1 pseudogene is annotated in these 238 nt (G+C 61.3%); it reads right to left on the bottom strand.

Features of this window, described 5'->3' with window-relative positions:
• A pseudogene (locus tag R2R70_RS22930) lies at positions 1-131 on the bottom strand (malonyl CoA-acyl carrier protein transacylase); the annotation flags it as partial.
• Positions 132-238 lie beyond the last annotated feature (107 nt).

The following is a 238-nucleotide window of genomic DNA, read 5'->3' on the forward strand; positions in this document are numbered from 1 at the left end:
TCGAGCCGCAGGGGGTCAGAGGCTTTCTCGCAGGTAGTGAGGACGACGCTATAGCGCTCCGCCAGCTCCCGCAGCATGACGACCTGCTGGGAGCCCTGTCCCGGGAAGATGAGGGCCAGGGAATCTGTCATCGCTGTCACCATTTCCATCTGTTCAGGTGTGACTGACACGGGTCAAGAAACCCGAATCCCACTGGCGCTCAAGCAAGACGACCACCGTCGTGTCTCACGCCACCTCC

Origin of the sequence: Cobetia sp. SIMBA_158 (assembly GCF_046566945.1) — a bacterium.
GTDB lineage: Bacteria > Pseudomonadota > Gammaproteobacteria > Pseudomonadales > Halomonadaceae > Cobetia > Cobetia amphilecti.